Origin of the sequence: Streptomyces swartbergensis (genome assembly GCF_002148965.1) — a bacterium.
Taxonomy (GTDB): Bacteria; Actinomycetota; Actinomycetes; order Streptomycetales; family Streptomycetaceae; genus Streptomyces; species Streptomyces swartbergensis.
This window is the reverse complement of sequence record NZ_NGFN01000069.1, coordinates 1-16,129: the sequence shown is the minus strand read 5'-3', so window position 1 is coordinate 16,129 and position 16,129 is coordinate 1. Positions and strand designations below refer to the sequence as shown.

Below are 16,129 nucleotides of genomic sequence, written 5' to 3'. Positions count from 1 at the left end.
AGTCCTTCAGTCCTTCAGTCCGGCGTTGATGTCGGCGTTCATGACGTAACGCTGGAACACCAGGAAGACGACGATCAGAGGGATCATGGAGATGACCGATCCGCCGAGCACCACCGACCAGTTGATGTTCTGCGCGCCGACGAGGCTCTGGATGCCGATCTGCACGGTGAACTTCTCGGGGTCGTTGAGCATCAGCAGCGGCCAGATGTAGTCGTTCCACCGCCACTGGAACGACAGGATGGCGAGCGTCAGCATGATGGGCCGGGAGATCGGCACCATGATCCGCAGGAAGATCGACAGTTCACGGGCGCCGTCGATGCGGGCGGCCTCGATGAGCTCGTCGGGGACCGTCAGGAAGAACTGGCGGAACATGAAGCATCCGGTCGCGGTGAGCACGGCCGGGACGATGATGCCGGCGAGCGAGTTGTAGAGGCCGAGGTCGCGGACCACGAGGAACTGCGGGGCGAGCATGACCTCGCCCGGCAGCATCGTGGTGGCCAGGATGCCGACGAAGAAGACCTTGAGCCACTTGTTGTCGTACTTGGCCAGCGCGTACCCGGTGCAGCAGCTGACTCCCACCGTGAGGATCGTCGCGATCACACACACGATGGTCGTGTTGATGAAGTACTCGGAGAAGTTGGCGCTGTCCCACGCCGCCTTGTAACCCGACAGGGTGGGGTCGTGCGGAAGCAGCGTCAGCGGAAGGGAGAACAGGTCTCCCGCCGGCTTGAAGGAGCTGAGTACGAACCACAGCACCGGCAGCCCGTAGAGGGCCGCCAGGACCCACAGCAGTGTCGTCGCGGGCACCGCGCGCCGAAGCCCACCACTGGCCGCGCCGCTGGGCCGCTTCTTGCGGACAGCCCGTCCGGGCCCGGCGTCGACCTTGCGTGGCATGTCTGTGGTTGTCATCGGTTCTCCACCCGCCGGTTGACGACCAGCTGGATGATCGCGACGGCCATCAGGATGAGCATGAGCACGAACGACGCGGCGCTCGCGTAGCCGATCTGGCCCGATTTGAAGCCGGTCTGGTAGATGTACTGGACAAGCAGGTTGTTCGACGTTCCGGGTCCGCCGTTGTTGAGGGAGGCGAACAGCGGGTATTCCTTCATCGCGTGGATCGTGTTGAGCAGGATGACGATGAAGGACGTGGGCGCGATGCTCGGCAGTGTGATGCTGATGAACTGGCGCCACGGACCGGCGCCGTCGAGCGAGGCCGCCTCGTAGTACGACACCGGTACGTTCTTGATCGCCGCGATGAACAGCAGCATGGAGAAGCCCGTCCAGGCCCAGGATGCCGCCACTACCACGACGATCAGCGACAGGTCCGCGTTCGACTGCCACGGAACGGCACTTCCGCCGAGCTTCTCGATGAGGTAGTTGACCAGTCCGAAGTTCTCACCGAACAGCCACCGCCACAGGACACCCACGACGATGGGCGACAGAAGCCACGGGATGAAGAAGAAGACGCGGGCGACCGACACGCCCTTGGCGTGCTTGCTCACCAGCACGTTGGCGATGAGCAGCGAGAACACGAAGTTCAGCGGGACGAAGAGCACGGTGTACAGCAGCGTCCGGGTCAGCGCGTCGAAGAAGGTGGAGTCCCCGAACAGGTGCTGGTAGTTGTCCAGTCCGACGAACTGGAACGCCCCCACGCCCGTGTAGTTCGTGAAGGAGTAGACGAGCCCGATCACCGCCGGCCAGAGGAAGAACAGCGCGAAGAGCACGACGTTGGCCGCGATGAGGACGAGCGGCGCAAGGGTGTACTTACTGCGTCTCCTGGGCGGGCTCGCGGACACGTCCGGGGCGCGTTTGGTCATCTTCCTGACTCCGTGCTGGTGGAATGGGTTCCTGTGGGCTCAGGCCATGAGCCCGGCATCGCGTGGGGGCCCGAGACCGGGCGGCGGTGTCTCGACCCCGCCGCCCGGGCCTGTCGGCCTGCGCTCAGCCGCCGACCTGCTGGTTGTAACCGGCCACGATGTTGTCCAGCGCCTTGTCGACCGACTGCTGGCCGTTGATCGCCTTGCCGAGTTCCGTCTTGGTCGGGTCCTCGGTGAGGCTCTTGCCCTTCAGCACCCAGTTCGTCTGCGCGGTGTTGAAGTAGCCGGAGATCGGGGCGTACAGCGGGATCGACTCGTTGTACAGCTTGAACGCCGCCTGCGCCGCCTCGGACTTGAAGGGGTACTTCGGGTTCAGGCCGGTTTCGACGGGCAGGAACCCGGACGCCTCGCACAGCGCCTGGTAGTGGGCCGGCTCGTACAGCCAGGACAGGAACTTCGTCGCGGCGGCGGCCGCGTCGCCGTTGTTGTTGAAGCCCACCGTCATGCCGCCGCTGTTGACGTCGCTGGCCTGCACCGGCTCGGCGGGAGTCGGGACGCTCGCCCAGTCGAACTTCTTGATGCTCTCCGCGAAGGCGGGGACCTGCCACACGCCGGACCAGTAGGCGACCACGTCACCGCTCTGGAACATGGCCGACGGGTCGGCGCCGCTGGTCCACACCGACTTCGGCATGGTCTTGTCGTCGTTCATCTCGACGAAGCGCTTCACGGCCTTCTTGGTCGCGGCGTCCACCGAGAACTTGCCGGAAGAGTCCGCGTGGACGTACTTCCCTCCGAGCTCGTACACCATGGCGCGGAGCCGGGAGGGCGACTGGTCGAACGTGAGGGAGTACTTGGCGCCGGTCTTCTCCCGGACCTTGTCCGCCGCCTTGATGAATTCGGTCCAGGTCCAGGTCTTCTGGGGCGAGGCCGGGAAGGAGACGCCGGCCTTCTCGAACAGCGACTTGTTGATGAACAGGCCGGACGCGGTGACGTCCGAGGGGATGGACAGCACCTTCCCCGACGAGTCCTTGGCGACGAAGTTGCCGTTGATCTTGTTGCTCTTCTTGTTGGCGATGGAGCTGAGGTCGATCAGCTTGTTCGCCCAGATCGGGTCCAGCTTCGGCACTGCCGCCACGTCGGGCAGGGAGTTCGCCTGCGCGGCGTTGCGCAGCTTCGCGTCGTAGCCGTCGTAGGGGATGTTGACGAGCTTGACGGTGACGCCGGTTTCCTTCTTGTACTGCGCCACCATCTTCTTCCAGCCCGCGTCCTGCCCCGGGACCGTGGAGATCCAGAACGTCAGCGACTTGGAGGTCCCGCCCGAGCCGGATTCCGACCCGCAGGCGGAGAGCAGAAGGGCACCTGCCGTGGCCACGGCAGCCAGGGGAAGCACGCGGCGTATGCCGCCGCGGCCGAGTCGGCGGGAGCGCCGCACACCCACACTGATCATCTTCGATCCCTTTTCTCGTAGCGGAAGAAGCACGGCGCCAGCCGAGGCGGCACGGGTGCGTTGTGAAGGAATTTTCGCTTCCCGGGGGCGCGGCCTCGCCCGGCCGCGTCGCCTTCTCGGGTGGGGTCCCCGGCCATGACGGCCGGCGTCGCACAAGCTCGCCCTCGTGCGGCTGCCGTACTTCGCGTACGAGCGGGAGGCTTACCCGGAGTCGGCGTCCCGGCCGACTTAGAAAGCGCTTGTCCGGACATTGGCAGACGATGGCGCAGCCGTCAATGCTTCGCCCGCACAGCTCCGGTCACGGTTTGAATTCCATGAGCCACGGCCAGCCTGCTGGCGCCCGCCACCGTGCCGGTGTCGCCCACGACGCTGCTGACCACCTCGGTGGGCCAGCTCAGCCGGGCCAGCTCGGCCCGCACACCGGGCAGGAGCTGCGGATCCGCGCCGGTGCCGCCGCCCAGCACGATCAGCCCGGGATCCAGTACGGCGGCGACGGCGGCGGCGAGCCGGCCCACGTCGGCGGCGTGCGAGGCGATCACGGCACCGGCCGTGGCATGCCCCTGCCCGGCCAGGGCGAGGAGCCGCTCGGCGGTGCGCGGGCGGGGCCCGTCGCCGTCCTGCCAGGCCTCGGCAGCCCGGCGCAGCAGGGTGCGCGACCCCATGCGCTGTTCCAGGCCCTCATGGCGTGGGGCGCGGTCGTCGTCCCAGGGGTAGGGCAGCCGGGCCACCTCACCGGCCGCGCCGTTCGCGCCGCGCAGCACCCGGCCGCCGATGACCACAGCGAGACCGATGCCGACGCCGATGCGCAGGTAGCCGAAGGTGTCCCGGCCGACGGCGGCGCCCTCGTGGAGTTCCGCGAGGGCGGCGCAGTTGACGTTGTTCTCCAGGTGGACGGGCACGCCCTCGGGCAGCGCGACGGCCATGGCGTCGAAGACGGGGCCGGCCTTGGCGGTCGCGGGGCGTTCCCCGGCGCCCTCCCGGTCCCGTGTGGGGACGTCGCCGACGGCGACGACGACGGCCCGCAGCGGGGCCCCGGCGGGCAGCGCGTCGAGGACCTTGCGGACGGTGTCKGCCGCCTCCGGGCGGGAGCCGGTGCCCTCGGCGAGCAGCGTGCCGTCCAGGGCACAGCCGCGCACCCGGGTCACGGCGGGCCCCAGGTCGACCGCGAGGACGGCGCCGGCGGCCGGTCCGAGACGGTAGATCGCGGCGCTGCGGCCGGTGCCGCCGAAGGCCCTGCCGGAGTGGGCGGCGAGCTCGACGGCCTCCAGTTCGGCCACGGCGGAGGAGACGGTCGGCTTGGAAAGGCCCGCGCCGGCCGCCAGCTGGGGGCGGGTGGCCGTGCCCGTCCCGGCCAGTACGTCGAACACCACACGGGCACTCTCACTCAGGTGCATGGTCTCCCCAGGTCGTGCTGCGGCCGTGCGAAGCGGCGGCAAGGGTCGCGCGGCACCGGGATTCCGTGCCTCTTGACGCGCACCCTACTTCGTTAGTTAACTTCCTAACGAACTTCACGGTACTCGCCTGCCGTGGCCCGCAGAAGCCCGTCCCGGGGCTTCCCTACCTCTTCAACTGGCGTGGTCCGACGCACGGTTCGCCTGCCGTCGCCGTGACCGCGCAACGACGAAAGAGGACCCGTGCAGGACTCCACGCCTTACGTGGTCGGTATCGACGTGGGCGGCACCAAGACGCATCTGCGTGCCCTCGCGGGCGGCGAAAGCCTCGTCGACCGTGTCAGCAGCAGTGCGGGCTGGCGGCCGCACGAGCCCGGGGGCGCGGCCGGCCGGCTGGCCGCGCTGGTCCGTGACGCGCTGCCGGCGGACGCACGCCCGTCCGCCGTCGCCGTGGGCGGGCACGCCTGTGAGACGCCTCGCCAGTGCGAAGCCATCCGGGCCGCGCTTCAGGAGCGGCTCGGAGTGCCCGCGCTGGTCGTGGGCGACGCGGAACTGCTGGTCCCCGCCGCCGGGCTGGACAAGGGCGTCGGTCTGGTCGCCGGTACCGGTTCGGTCGCGGTGGGGCGGTTGCCCGACGGCGGTCCGGTCCAGATCGGCGGCTGGGGCGCGGTGCTGGGCGACGAGGGCGGCGCTGCCGGACTCGTCCGCGAGGCCGCGCGGGCCGTCTGGGCGGCGCACGACCGCGGCGAGGAGCCCGACGCGCTCGCGACCGGCCTGGTCGCGGCCTTCGGCGTGGCCGAGGTGCCCGCGCTCGGCGCCGCGCTGGAGGCCGCCACGGACGTCTCCGCCGAATGGGGCCGCCACTCCCCCGTGGTGTTCGCCGCCGCCGAGGCGGGCTCACCGCTCGCCCGGGCCGTGATCGACGACGGCGGCCGGGCGCTGGCCTCGCTCGTCGTACGGCTCGCCGGGCGCGGGGTCGCCGTGGACGACGTGGTGGTGGCGGGCGGCACGGTGCTCGCCCAGCCCGCGCTGTACGAGGCGTTCACCTCCGCGCTCGCCGAGTCCCTGCCCGCGGCCCGGCCCCAGCCGCTGCGCGTGCCGCCGGTCGAGGGCGCGGTGGCACTGGCCCGTTCGCTTCTGTGAGCCGGGCGGGCGCCGTTCACGTTCCGGACACCGGCTCGTGGCCGGACCCTCTCCGAAGGGTCACGACGCGGCCGTAGATCTTCGCTCGTCACTCGGCAGTGCCCCGCAAGTCGTCGAAGGCACCACGGGTCGCACACGATCGCACGACCTTCCCCCCCGGCCGCACGCGGCTGGACGAACCCGTCGCAGAACTCAAGAGAGGCACACGCATGCCGTCACCAGCCGGGCCCATCGCCACCGCGTCCGTCAACCGGCGGGGCTTCCTCAGGACGTCCCTGGGCGCCTCGGCCGGTCTGCTGGCCGCGCCCACCTTCGCCACGTGGCTCGCCGCCGCCGACGCGAAGGCCGCCACGGGCCCCGCCGCGTTCGTCGACGACTACAAGTCGAACGTCCTGACGAACCAGACCCCCGAGACCAACGCCGTCATCCGGATCCTGGGCGGCATGTCCCAGGTGTGGAAGACCGGCGACGCCTGGGACACCGGCCGGGTCCTGGACCGCGAGGTGCTGCGCGCCAACATGCGCTACTGCGCCCGGGTCACGACGTCGCGCACCGAGGCACAGGCCAAGGAGGCCTTCCTCTACGACCGTCAGCACCAGAGCTACGCCATGATCGGCGGCCTGGGTCCGCTCGCCGGCCTGTACAAGTCCGGCGCCAAGGCGGTCACGTCGATCACCTCCGCCCCGGACGGCACGCCCCCCGGGAAGATCAACGACGCCGTCCCCGCCGACGCCCCGGCCGGATCCGCGCTCGGCGCGGGCTCCTACGAGTCGGAGCTCGGCAAGGTCGCCAAGCTGGTGGACACCGTGCGCGGGCCGTTCGCCTCGGGCAACCCGGCCAAGTTCGCCTTCCAGTACCCGCGTCCGTGGCGGATGAACGAGGACAGCGAGGTCGTCGACACCGGGAAGAAGGACGCCCTCGGCTACCCGGTGTACGACTCGGACGTGGTCGTGGCCCCGCAGCTGCTGCGCCAGCGCTCCGAGAACCCGGCGGAGGACGGCGGGTTCCCCAGCGGCCACACCAACGCCTTCCATCTGGCAGCTCTGGCCTACGCGTACGCGGTGCCCGAGCGTTTCCAGGAGCTGGTGACGCGGGCGTTCGAGCTCAGCCACACCCGGATCACGGCGGGCATGCACTCCACCGTCGACGTCATCGGCGGCCGGATCATGGCGACCGCCCTGACCGCGGCGACACTGGCCGACCCGGCGAACGCGGAACTCAAGGCGGCCGCGCGCGCCCAGGCCCTCGCCTACTTCACCCAGCAGACCGGCACGACAGCGGACACGCTGTACGCCTACGCACACTCGGACGCCGATGACGCCTACGCCGACCGCGAGGCCAACTCCCGTGCGGTCGGGCACCGGTTGACGTACGTCCTGCCCCGCCGCGGCCGCAAGGACCCGCTCACCGTGCCGAAGGGCGCGGAGGTCCTGCTGGAGACGCGGCTGCCCTACCTGAGCGCGGCCCAGCGCCGCGAGGTGCTGCGCACGACCGCGCTGCCCTCCGGGTACGTCCTGCTGGACGGCTTCGAGCAGTGGGGCCGGCTGAACCTCTTCGCGGCGGCGGACGGGTACGGCGCCTTCGACACCGACGTCACGGTGACACTGGACGCGGCGGCCGGGGGCTTCCACGCGGCCGACAGCTGGCGCCACGACATCGAGGGCGACGGCGGACTCACCAAGCGCGGCACGGGAACGCTCACGCTGACCGGCCACAACCGGTACCACGGCGGGACCGTCGTCGCGGACGGCACGCTGGTCGCTGCGTCGCCCAACGCCCTTGGGCAGGGCGACGTCCGGGTCACGGGCGGCACGCTGCGCGCGGACAAGGTCCTGCGGGTGCGCGGCTCGTACGTCCAGGAGGGCGAGTCGACGCTGGAGCTGCCGCTGCGCAGGAACCACGGCCCGGCGCTCACGGTGAGCCGGCGCGTGCTGCTGGGCCGGGGCAGCGTGCTGTCGCTGCGGCTCGACGCCGAGCGGCCGCCGGTCGCGGGGGCGACCGTCCCGGTCCTGTCGGCTCCGGCGCTGCGCGGCCGGTTCGACCGTGTCGAGCTGGACTCGACGACGCTGCGGGCCGTGCCCGTGCACACGGCTGACGGCCTGTCGGTGCGACTCGTCAGGCGGTGACACCCCGAGCGGCGGGGGCTGATGCAGAGTGGGTCCATGAGGGACCTCTGGACCGCTCCCGCCGTCCCGCGGCCGCTGTCGTCACCGGCGGGGGCTGCGCGGCGGTCCGGCAGCCGGTGGCCGCTGCCGCTCCTCGTGGCCCTGCTCCTCGCACAGATGGCCTTCGCCATGGTCACCACCGCCGTGCGGCAGACCCCGACGATCGACGAACCGGTGTACGTGGGCGCCGCCGCCGAGTACACGCACGAGCACCGGCTGCGCCACAACCCCGAGCACCCGCCGCTCGGCAAGCTCGTCATCGGCGCCGGGGTGGCCCTCGCGGATCCGCGCGTCGCCCCGTCCTTCACCAAAGACCAGGGCGCGGTGGGGCGGCATCTGCTCTACGAGACGGGCAACGACCCGTGGCGGCTGATGCTCTGGTCCCGCCTCCCGTTGATCGCGCTGACGCTGCTGTTCGGGCTGGTCGTCTTCGCCTTCACCCGTGAACTGGCCGGGGCGGCGGGGGCGTTGGCCGCCCTCGCCCTGTACTGCTTCTCCCCCGACGTCATCGCCCACGGCTCGCTCGCCACGCTCGACGTGCCGGCCGCCGGGTTCGTGCTGACGTCGGTGTGGCTGCTGTGGCGGGCCCGCCGCGGGCCCCGGCTGTACGTGCCGCTCGCCGGGGCGGCGCTGGGGGCGGCCCTGGCCACGAAGATGAGCACGCTCCCTGTCGTACCGGTGCTCATGACACTGGCCGCCGTGTCGGTGTGGCACGCGTCGGCCGGTGGCCGGGGGCGGGGTTCGGGGCAGGTTCTGGTGCGAGCGGTCGCGGGTGCGGGAGTCCTGGCTGTGGCGGCGGTCGCCGTCGTGTGGGTGACGTATCTGATGGTCGATCCGCGGCTGCGCTGGACCCCGGAGCAGCATGTGCCGACCGTGCGGGGGCTGCGGGGGCTGCTGGTCGAGACCCTGCCGTTCCCGGAGGCGTACCGGGACGGGATGCGGGTCCAGTTCGGGCTGGAGAACCGGCCGTGGCAGGGCTTTCTGTTCGGCCGGTTGTACTCGGGCTCGCTCTGGTACTATCTGCCGGCCGCGCTGCTGGTGAAGACACCGCTCGGGATGCTCGCGCTGTGGGTCGCCGGGGCGGTCGTCGTGGTCGCGGTTCGCCGCCTGCGGCCGGCCGCGCCCTATGTGCTGGCCGCGCCCCTGGTGCTGCTGGCGGCGGCCATGCAGGGGGCGCGGGACCTCGGCACTCGCTACGCCGTCTTCCTGCCGCTGTTTCTCGCGGTGGCGGCCGGTTGTGTTCTCGTGGCGCGGCGGCGGTGGGTTTCCGTCGCGGTGGGGGCGCTGGTGGCGTTCGTCGCGGTCAGTTCGCTGCGTGCGTACCCCTACTACTTGCCGTACTCCAACGAGGCGTTCGGCGGGCCGGGCAGGACGCGGGAGTTCTTGCACGACTCCAACGTGGACTGGGGGCAGGATCTGGGGCGGCTCGCGGAGCGGCTGCGCGAGCGGTATCCGGGTGAGCGGGTGTGGCTGGTCTACAAGGGCAGTGGGGTGCCGTCCTTTTACGGCATCCGGGCCCGCGATCCGCGCGGGGTGCCGCCCGGTGACGTGCGGGGGGTGCTGGCGGTGTCGGACTCCGCAGCCGCGAGAGCGACCGGGCGGCTGGCCGAGTTGATCGGCGGCAGCCGCCCGGTCCACGATGTCGGGCACTCGATCACGATCTATCGCCGCTGAACGCTTGAGGGCGCTTCAGTGGGCCGCGCGGAAGAAGCCGTCCGTGCTCACGTGCTGCAGGACGCGACTGGCCACGCGATAGCGCCCGTTGGGCACGTCGGGACACCTCGCGACGTGTACCGCGAGCGGGCCCGCGAACTCGTAGCCCTTGCGTTCCGCGTGGCGGGACAGGCTGTCGGTCAGGGCCTGGCCCACGTTGGTGCCGTTGCGTGTCAGCTGGTCGTACACCTCGTCTGCGAGCTCCACGTCGTAGGCGTTGGGGACCATGACCCGGTCCGCCCGGCATACCACGGCGTTGTCGTCGCACTCGTGTCGCAGGGCGTCGACCACCTCGACCGGCTCCTTGTCGAGGACTCGCGCCCACAGGGCCTCCCATCGGTTTTCCAGTGTCTCCTCCAGCGCACTCAGTGCGCCCATGCGGTCTCACCTGCCGGAAGCGTCGTCGGTTCGGTTGCGGTGGCCAGGGGTGTGCTAATGCTCGTCGTAGTCGTCGGGCCGCACCTCGGCCTCCTCCAGCGCCTCGCGCATCGTGCGGCCGGTCGCGCCCGGCGGCCGGGACTGGTGCTCGTCCCGGTGTTCCAGGACCTCGTCCGTGGTCTGCGTCTTCGGCCGGTTCTCCTCGGGGACGGTCATGACGATGGCTCCTCGTCCGTCGTTTCGGGATCTTCTGCCGCGGCGGGTTCCCGCCCGGCGTCCGGGTATCCACCTGCCGGGCACCTCATGTGCCCGGGGAAGAAGCCCTGGTCACCAGGGGGCGTGAGCTATGTTGGGCGTCCGTGGGAGACGAAGGAGGCGCACCGGTGCCATCGCCGCAGCAGGCACGCGCACAGGCATCCGCGATCACCTCGGGGAAGGCCGCACCCGAAGCGGAGGTCTCCCCTTCCGCCCAGCTCAGGGCGCTCTTCGACCGGCCCCGGCTGTCCCCGGGCCAGCGGCGTATCGCCCAGTACCTGATCGAGAACATCACCGAGGCGGCGTTCCTTTCCATCACGGATCTCGCGGACCGGGTCGGCGTGAGCCAGCCCTCGGTGACGCGGTTCGCCTCGGCGGTGGGCTTCAGCGGCTACCCGGCGCTGCGGGAGAAGCTCCAGGCGATCGCGCTCGGCACGCTCGCGGGCGGCGGCCCGGCCGACGAGAACCGGGGCAACGAGCTACAGGCGGCGGTCGACGCCGAGATCGAGAACCTGGAGAACCTCCGGCGGGACCTCGCCGACCCGAACCTGGTGATCGACATCGGCCGCAAGCTGGCGTCCTCGACCCCGCTGACGGTCCTCGGCCTGCGCATCTCCGTCTCGCTGGCCGAGTACTTCGCCTACGCCGCCCGCCGGATCCACCCGGACGTACGGCTCGTGACGCGGGGCGGGAGCGTCGCCTACGACGCGCTGCTCCAGTCACGCGAGGCGGGCGGCACCTGGGTGCTGGCGTTCTCCATGCCGCGGCACGCGCAGGAGACACTGACGGCCGTCCGGGTCGCGCGGGGCGCCGGGCTCAAGGTCGCCCTGATCACCGACCTGGCGCTCGGGCCGCTCGCGGACGAGGCCGACGTCGTCTTCTCCCTCGGGACCGGATCACGCCTGGTCTTCGACTCCTACGCCGCCCCGGGCGTGATGTGCTCGGCGCTGCTCCAGGCCATGACGGACGCGGATCCGGAACGGACGCAGGCCCGGCTCGAGGAGTACGAACAGGTCGCCGACCAGCATCACTTCTTCCTCCCGGACTGAGGGGCACGCACCGGGCAGGCCTCACTCCACACAGCGGGACCATCCACAACAAAGCGCGCATGAATGTTTTCATGCATCTTGAAAACCGGATGGCATATATAAATACTGCTCACGGATCGCGACCCGGCCGTTCCGGATCCGTTCCGCACCCGAGGGGCCGGCTCCTACCCGCTTCGGCGCCCCGGGTGTCCGTGGCGGCCCCGGTCATCCCCTAGGCCGGGGCCGCCCCGACCCGTCGTCCACCCTCACGACGCCGCACACCCGGAAGCGATGATCATGCCCCTGACGTCCACGCGCATCAGCCCGGACTGGCCCTGCCAGGTCAAGACCCCCGGGAGCTACGACTGGGAGCGCTCGGCGGCCAAGTGGCTGCGCGAGCTGGTGCCCGCGCGCTACGCCGGCTACCCCGTGTTCATCCGCCACCCCGTCCTGCTCGCCCGGCACGCCCAGATCCAGGTCCAGCAGGAGATCAGGGTCGCCCGCACCGCCCTCCAGACCGCCCGCGCCGACCTGCCCGGACTCGGTCTGCACGAGGGCGTCATCGAGCACACGATCAAGCTGTACGCGGCCGAGGTCATGCAGTTGCAGCACATCGCGCGCAGCGTCCGGGCGGTCACCCAGGCTCTGGTGGAGGCCAACCGCCAGCCGTGACCCCTGGGGCATGAGCCGCGGCATGCGTGGCACCCATGAGGGAATGAGCACCACCGAAGTCCGGCGCGAGCCGGTGACCACGGTTCTGACCTGGCAGGTGCGTCCCGGCCGGGAGCGGCAGTTCGAGGAGTGGACGCACGGCATCACCCGCTGCGCCAGACACTTCCCGGGCAACGAGGGCGTCTCATGGCTCACGCCCGAGGACGGCCACCGCTACCACGCGGTGCTGCGCTGGTCCGACCAGCACCGGCTCGCCGCCTGGCTGGAGTCCGAGGAGCGCGCGCACTGGCACCGGCGCATCGAGGACGTCGCCACCGAGGTCAGCAGCGAACGCCAGTCGACGACCGGCATGGAGACCTGGTTCAGCCTGCCCGGCACCACCGTGCAGGCCCCGCCCCGGTGGAAGATGGTCCTCACGACGTTCCTCGGCGCCTATCCGTTCACCCTGCTCGTCCAGTGGCTGGTGACGCCGCACACCACCGGCTGGCCGCTGCCGCTGCGGGCCGCCGTGTTCCCGCTGGTGCTGCTACCGGTGCTGACGTATCTGGTCATGCCGAGGCTCAGCCGGCTGCTGCGGCTGTGGCTGTATCCGCGCGATGGCCACTGACCGCTCCCGAGGCTGATGTGACCGATGTGGCCGGCGGGATGCGCGAGGACTCCGTGCCACCAAGGCCGTCTTCGAACAAGCCCGGGTATGCGATGCTCAACGCGTGACGAGCGAGCCCGTGACGCCGGCAGAGCCTGGTGCCGCACCGGACCTGGTCGAACTGGCCAAGATCGTCGCCCGGCAGCGCGCCGAGCTGGACCGGTTGCGCGACCAGGCGGCCACGTCGGCTGTCGTGGAGCGGGCCAAGGGCGCGGTGATGGCGCTGACCGGGTGTTCCGCGGACGCGGCGGACGAGCGGCTGCTCCAGCGGGCCAAGGCGGCGCGCCACACCCTGCTGGAGGAGTGCTGGATCACGCTCGGATCCCTGGCGCCCACGGCGCCCGCCCCGGGCGAGGCGGCCGAGCCCGTCGGCACCGACTCCTCCGGCTTCGGCTCCGACATGCTGCCGGAGACGGCCGCGCCGGACGATGTCGCCGTCGCCCTGGCCCGCCTCGGACAGGCCCTCGTCCGGGTGATGACACCGCACGACCTCGCCAGGTGTCTGCTGGAGCATCTCGCGCCCGACATGGCGGCGGACGCGGTCATGATCTACGCCCGCAGGCCTGACGGCGGCCTCGAACTGATCGGCCACGCCGGCATCGACGACCAGCCGGCCGCCCAGTGGAGCCAGGTGCCGCCGCTGAGCGGGATCGCGGCGCTGGAAGCGCTGCGGACGGGCGAACCGCGCTGGCTGGAGGACCTCGCCTCGGACGAGCGGCGGGACCTGCTGCTCGGGGACCCGCCCGAGCGGTGGCGGTCGCGCGCCTGGCTGCCTGTGCCCGCTGCGGGCCCGGCCCAGGTCTGCATCGGCGTGCTGCGCGGCCGTGCCGGGTCGTTCACGCCCCGCGACCGGGCCCATCTACGGGGCGTCACCGGGCTGTGTGCCGGCCGGCTGCGCGCCTTCGAGGCACCGCCCGAGCGGGCCGACGACGCCGCGACGGACGCGGTGCAGGCGCTGTTCGACGCGCTGCCGATCGCGGCGATGCTGCTCACCCCGCTGAGGGACGCGTCGGGCGAGACCGAGGACTTCCGGGTGGAGGCCGCGACCACACGGGCGGGTGACCTGCTGGGCCGCCCCGGTGAGGAGCTGGCCGGGCGGCGGCTGCTGGAATTCCGGCCGGCCCTGACGGAGGAGCCGCTGTGGCAGGGCTGCCTGCACGCGCTGACCACCGGGGAGCCGTACGAGAGTGAACCGTTCGCGCACGAGGAGGTCGTGGCGGGCATCGCGGCGCTGTCCACGTACTCGGCGGGGGTGGCGCGGCTGGACGACGCGCTGGTCGTCAGCTGGATCCGGCACGGCTCCTCCGACCGGCAGGAGCAGCGGCTGGCGGATCTCCAGCGGCTGGGCAACCTCGGCTGGGCGAACTGGAACCTGGCGACGCAGGAGGCCTCCTGGTCGACGCAGGTGTTCGCCATCTTCAGCCGGGACCCCGCGCACGGCCCGGTGCGGCTCACCGGGTTGCCGGAGCTCGCGCTGCCCGAGGACGCGCCCGCGCTGACCCGCGCCGTCCGCGCACTCGTCCGGGAGGGGCGGGCGTTCGACCTGCCGTTCCGGGTCAGGACGAGCGGCGGCATCCGGCATCTGCGTCTCGTGGCCGAGGCCGTGGCCGACATGCACGGCACGCCTGTGGAGGTGCACGGTGTCGTCCAGGACATGACGGCGCGGCGGCGGGCGGAGCTGGCCCTGGTCGAGAGCGAGCAGGCGATCCTCACGCAGCACGACGTGCTCCAGGCCGAGCGGACCCTGGCCTCCCGGCTCCAGCAGGCGCTGCTGCCGCAGGCCAACCGGCCGGTGCACCTGGCGGGGCTGCGCGTGGAGGTCGCCTATCTGCCCGCCCAGTCGGGGGTGCACGTCGGCGGTGACTGGTTCAGTGCCGTGGAACTGCCCGACGGGGACGCGCTGCTGGTGGTCGGCGATGTCGCCGGGCACGGTGTCGACGCCGTCGCCACGATGGCCCAGCTCCGCTTCACCGCGAAGGGCATGGTCATCACGGGCTCGTCGCTGACCGGCGCGCTGGCCCGGCTGAACACGCTGCTGCTGCACTCCCGTGATTCCCACGCGACGGCCACGATGGTGCTGGCCCGGTACGCCCCCCGGATGCGCCGTCTGGTCTGGGCCCAGGCCGGGCATCCCCCGCCCCTGCTGCTGCGGGACGGCGAGGTGCGGTATCTGAGCCGCCCCAGAGGCATGCTGCTCGGCGCGACCACGGCGCCGGTCTTCGAGGAGGCGGAGTGCCGTCTCCTCCCGGGTGACCGGCTCATCCTGTTCACCGACGGCCTGGTCGAGCACCCCCCGGAGAGCATCGACCGGGGTATGGAACGTCTCGCCGACGCCGTGGTCGCCCCGCACGCCGACGGGTCGGGGTCACTCGGGCAGCTGCTCGCGCGGATGCTGCCGGACGAGCGGCGGGACGACGTGTGCGTCGTGGACGTCCGGGTTCCGAGGATGCGAGAGATGTAGAGGGTGCGAGAGGCGTAGGGGTGCGAGAGGTGTAGGGGACGGCCCTTTCGCCGTTCATGAGTCGCCGCGGTGCCGCCAGCACCACCACAGGCCCACGACCAGGGCCAGCAGGAACAGAGTGGGCAGCACCAGGCCAGGGATGCGGGAGCCGTTCATGTGCGTGGCCTTCGGTTCGCGGCGGACGGGGCGCCTCGTGCGTCGTCGCCCCGGCCCCTCAGGATGACGCCCGGCGGGCCCGGTGTCCCGCCCCTTTTCCCGGACCTTGCCCGGTGTTCGACCCACCGTGCGCCGGCTCAGTCGACCGGGTGACCGGGGTCGATGGTGAGGGCGCCGGAGAGGCGCAGCAGCGGCCCGTCGTACGCCTCGTGTCCGCCCACCTCGACGGGGTCGAGGACGAAGCCGATGTGGTCGCCGCCGCCGGCGCGCGTCACGATCCGGCCGACGAACCAGGCCGGCGCGTCCTCCAGCACGACGGCCCCGCCGTACGCCTCTCGCAGTCGGAGGCCCTCGAACTTGTCCGTCCGGTCGCCGGTCCGCCCGCCGAACAGCTCGGCGAGGCCGTGCTGTTCGCGCGCGAGCAGGTGAACGGCGAGCACCTCGGCGTCCCGGGCCACCCGGAAGGTGTGGTTCAGCTCGGACAGCCACACCACGAACCGCACGGGCCGTAGCGAGCACTGCGAGGCGAATCCGACCAGGCACCCCGCCCGTTCACCGCCCGCGACGGCCGTGACCACGCACATCTCGGGGTCCATCCGCCCGATGAACGCGTCCATGCCCGCCATGCTCACACCACTCCCTCACCCTCGCGTCCGCTGTCGTCTCGGCATCACCTCACCATGTCGGGGGTGCGGGTGCCATCCCGAGGGGTGATGCCCCGGGACCGATGCCGACTGTGGGGCGACGCCGCCGTCGGTCCGACGGGTGTGTACCCGGGGGTCGGTGCCGCTGGGCGGTCGCCGCCGCCCGGCTTGGGACCAGCCCCCGACTGGGGGTCCGGCGCCCGGGGCGGGCGG

The 16,129-nt window shown here is 71.6% G+C and carries 14 protein-coding genes; 7 read left to right on the top strand and 7 right to left on the bottom strand.

The window, feature by feature from the left end; all coding sequences use genetic code 11:
- Positions 1-6 precede the first annotated feature (6 nt).
- From CA983_RS13905 to CA983_RS13890, 4 genes are all read right to left on the bottom strand, one after another.
- A complete protein-coding gene (locus CA983_RS13905; protein WP_086601200.1) occupies positions 7-909 on the bottom strand; it encodes a carbohydrate ABC transporter permease in 903 nt (300 codons plus the stop codon).
- A complete protein-coding gene (locus CA983_RS13900; RefSeq protein ID WP_086601199.1) occupies positions 906-1,817 on the bottom strand; it encodes a carbohydrate ABC transporter permease in 912 nt (303 codons plus the stop codon). The genes CA983_RS13905 and CA983_RS13900 overlap by 4 nt, the downstream gene beginning before the upstream one ends.
- 124 nt (positions 1,818-1,941) lie before the next feature.
- Positions 1,942-3,264, bottom strand: a complete 1,323-nt coding sequence (locus CA983_RS13895; protein ID WP_086601198.1) for an extracellular solute-binding protein — start codon at positions 3,262-3,264, stop codon at positions 1,942-1,944.
- Positions 3,265-3,536: 272 nt separating this feature from the next.
- A complete protein-coding gene (locus CA983_RS13890; protein WP_086601197.1) occupies positions 3,537-4,658 on the bottom strand; it encodes an ROK family protein in 1,122 nt (373 codons plus the stop codon).
- 240 nt (positions 4,659-4,898) lie between these two features.
- Between CA983_RS13890 and CA983_RS13885 the strand changes: the two genes are divergently transcribed.
- From CA983_RS13885 to CA983_RS13875, 3 genes are all read left to right on the top strand, one after another.
- Positions 4,899-5,798: an N-acetylglucosamine kinase gene (locus CA983_RS13885; RefSeq protein WP_086601196.1), complete on the top strand. Its 900-nt coding sequence runs from the start codon at positions 4,899-4,901 to the stop codon at positions 5,796-5,798.
- A 209-nt stretch (positions 5,799-6,007) separates the two neighbouring features.
- Positions 6,008-7,924, top strand: coding sequence for a phosphatase PAP2 family protein (locus tag CA983_RS13880; RefSeq protein WP_086601195.1), 1,917 nt, complete (start codon positions 6,008-6,010; stop codon positions 7,922-7,924).
- 36 nt (positions 7,925-7,960) lie between these two features.
- Positions 7,961-9,637 carry a phospholipid carrier-dependent glycosyltransferase gene (locus CA983_RS13875; protein WP_425276448.1) on the top strand — a complete coding sequence of 559 codons (1,677 nt, stop codon included), beginning with the start codon at positions 7,961-7,963 and terminating at the stop codon, positions 9,635-9,637.
- A gap of 15 nt (positions 9,638-9,652) precedes the next feature.
- Here CA983_RS13875 and CA983_RS13870 read toward each other — a convergent pair whose 3' ends face one another.
- Both CA983_RS13870 and CA983_RS46675 read right to left on the bottom strand, forming a co-directional pair.
- On the bottom strand, positions 9,653-10,054 hold the full coding sequence (locus CA983_RS13870) for a DUF3662 domain-containing protein (RefSeq protein WP_086601193.1): 402 nt from the start codon (positions 10,052-10,054) through the stop codon (positions 9,653-9,655).
- Between the two features lie 54 nt (positions 10,055-10,108).
- Complete coding sequence (locus CA983_RS46675; RefSeq protein ID WP_167407370.1) at positions 10,109-10,270, bottom strand: hypothetical protein; 162 nt, start codon at positions 10,268-10,270, stop codon at positions 10,109-10,111.
- 167 nt (positions 10,271-10,437) lie between these two features.
- Between CA983_RS46675 and CA983_RS13865 the strand changes: the two genes are divergently transcribed.
- The 4 genes from CA983_RS13865 to CA983_RS13850 all read left to right on the top strand — a co-directional run bounded on the left by CA983_RS13865 (position 10,438) and on the right by CA983_RS13850 (position 15,116).
- Entirely contained in the window at positions 10,438-11,358 is a 921-nt protein-coding gene (locus CA983_RS13865) for a MurR/RpiR family transcriptional regulator (RefSeq protein WP_167407369.1), read from the top strand.
- A 270-nt stretch (positions 11,359-11,628) separates the two neighbouring features.
- A complete protein-coding gene (locus CA983_RS13860) occupies positions 11,629-12,009 on the top strand; it encodes a hypothetical protein (protein ID WP_190147024.1) in 381 nt (126 codons plus the stop codon).
- Positions 12,010-12,052: 43 nt separating this feature from the next.
- On the top strand, positions 12,053-12,616 hold the full coding sequence (locus tag CA983_RS13855) for an antibiotic biosynthesis monooxygenase (RefSeq protein ID WP_086601191.1): 564 nt from the start codon (positions 12,053-12,055) through the stop codon (positions 12,614-12,616).
- A 103-nt stretch (positions 12,617-12,719) separates the two neighbouring features.
- Positions 12,720-15,116: a SpoIIE family protein phosphatase gene (locus CA983_RS13850; RefSeq protein ID WP_086601190.1), complete on the top strand. Its 2,397-nt coding sequence runs from the start codon at positions 12,720-12,722 to the stop codon at positions 15,114-15,116.
- 293 nt (positions 15,117-15,409) lie between these two features.
- Here the strand turns inward: CA983_RS13850 and CA983_RS13845 are convergent, their stop codons facing one another.
- Entirely contained in the window at positions 15,410-15,898 is a 489-nt protein-coding gene (locus tag CA983_RS13845) for a flavin reductase family protein (protein ID WP_086601189.1), read from the bottom strand.
- Positions 15,899-16,129: the final 231 nt, after the last annotated feature.

What these genes read in the sequence shown, in the direction of transcription:
- CA983_RS13860 (WP_190147024.1), top strand. Translation starts at nt 11,629, where the DNA reads ATGATCATGCCCCTGACGTCCACGCGCATCAGCCCGGACTGGCCCTGC.
- CA983_RS13845 (WP_086601189.1), bottom strand. Translation starts at nt 15,898, where the DNA reads ATGGCGGGCATGGACGCGTTCATCGGGCGGATGGACCCCGAGATGTGC.
- CA983_RS13870 (WP_086601193.1), bottom strand. Translation starts at nt 10,054, where the DNA reads ATGGGCGCACTGAGTGCGCTGGAGGAGACACTGGAAAACCGATGGGAG.
- CA983_RS13855 (WP_086601191.1), top strand. Translation starts at nt 12,053, where the DNA reads ATGAGCACCACCGAAGTCCGGCGCGAGCCGGTGACCACGGTTCTGACC.
- CA983_RS13905 (WP_086601200.1), bottom strand. Translation starts at nt 909, where the DNA reads ATGACAACCACAGACATGCCACGCAAGGTCGACGCCGGGCCCGGACGG.
- CA983_RS13880 (WP_086601195.1), top strand. Translation starts at nt 6,008, where the DNA reads ATGCCGTCACCAGCCGGGCCCATCGCCACCGCGTCCGTCAACCGGCGG.
- CA983_RS13895 (WP_086601198.1), bottom strand. Translation starts at nt 3,264, where the DNA reads ATGATCAGTGTGGGTGTGCGGCGCTCCCGCCGACTCGGCCGCGGCGGC.
- CA983_RS13900 (WP_086601199.1), bottom strand. Translation starts at nt 1,817, where the DNA reads ATGACCAAACGCGCCCCGGACGTGTCCGCGAGCCCGCCCAGGAGACGC.
- CA983_RS13875 (WP_425276448.1), top strand. Translation starts at nt 7,961, where the DNA reads ATGAGGGACCTCTGGACCGCTCCCGCCGTCCCGCGGCCGCTGTCGTCA.
- CA983_RS46675 (WP_167407370.1), bottom strand. Translation starts at nt 10,270, where the DNA reads ATGACCGTCCCCGAGGAGAACCGGCCGAAGACGCAGACCACGGACGAG.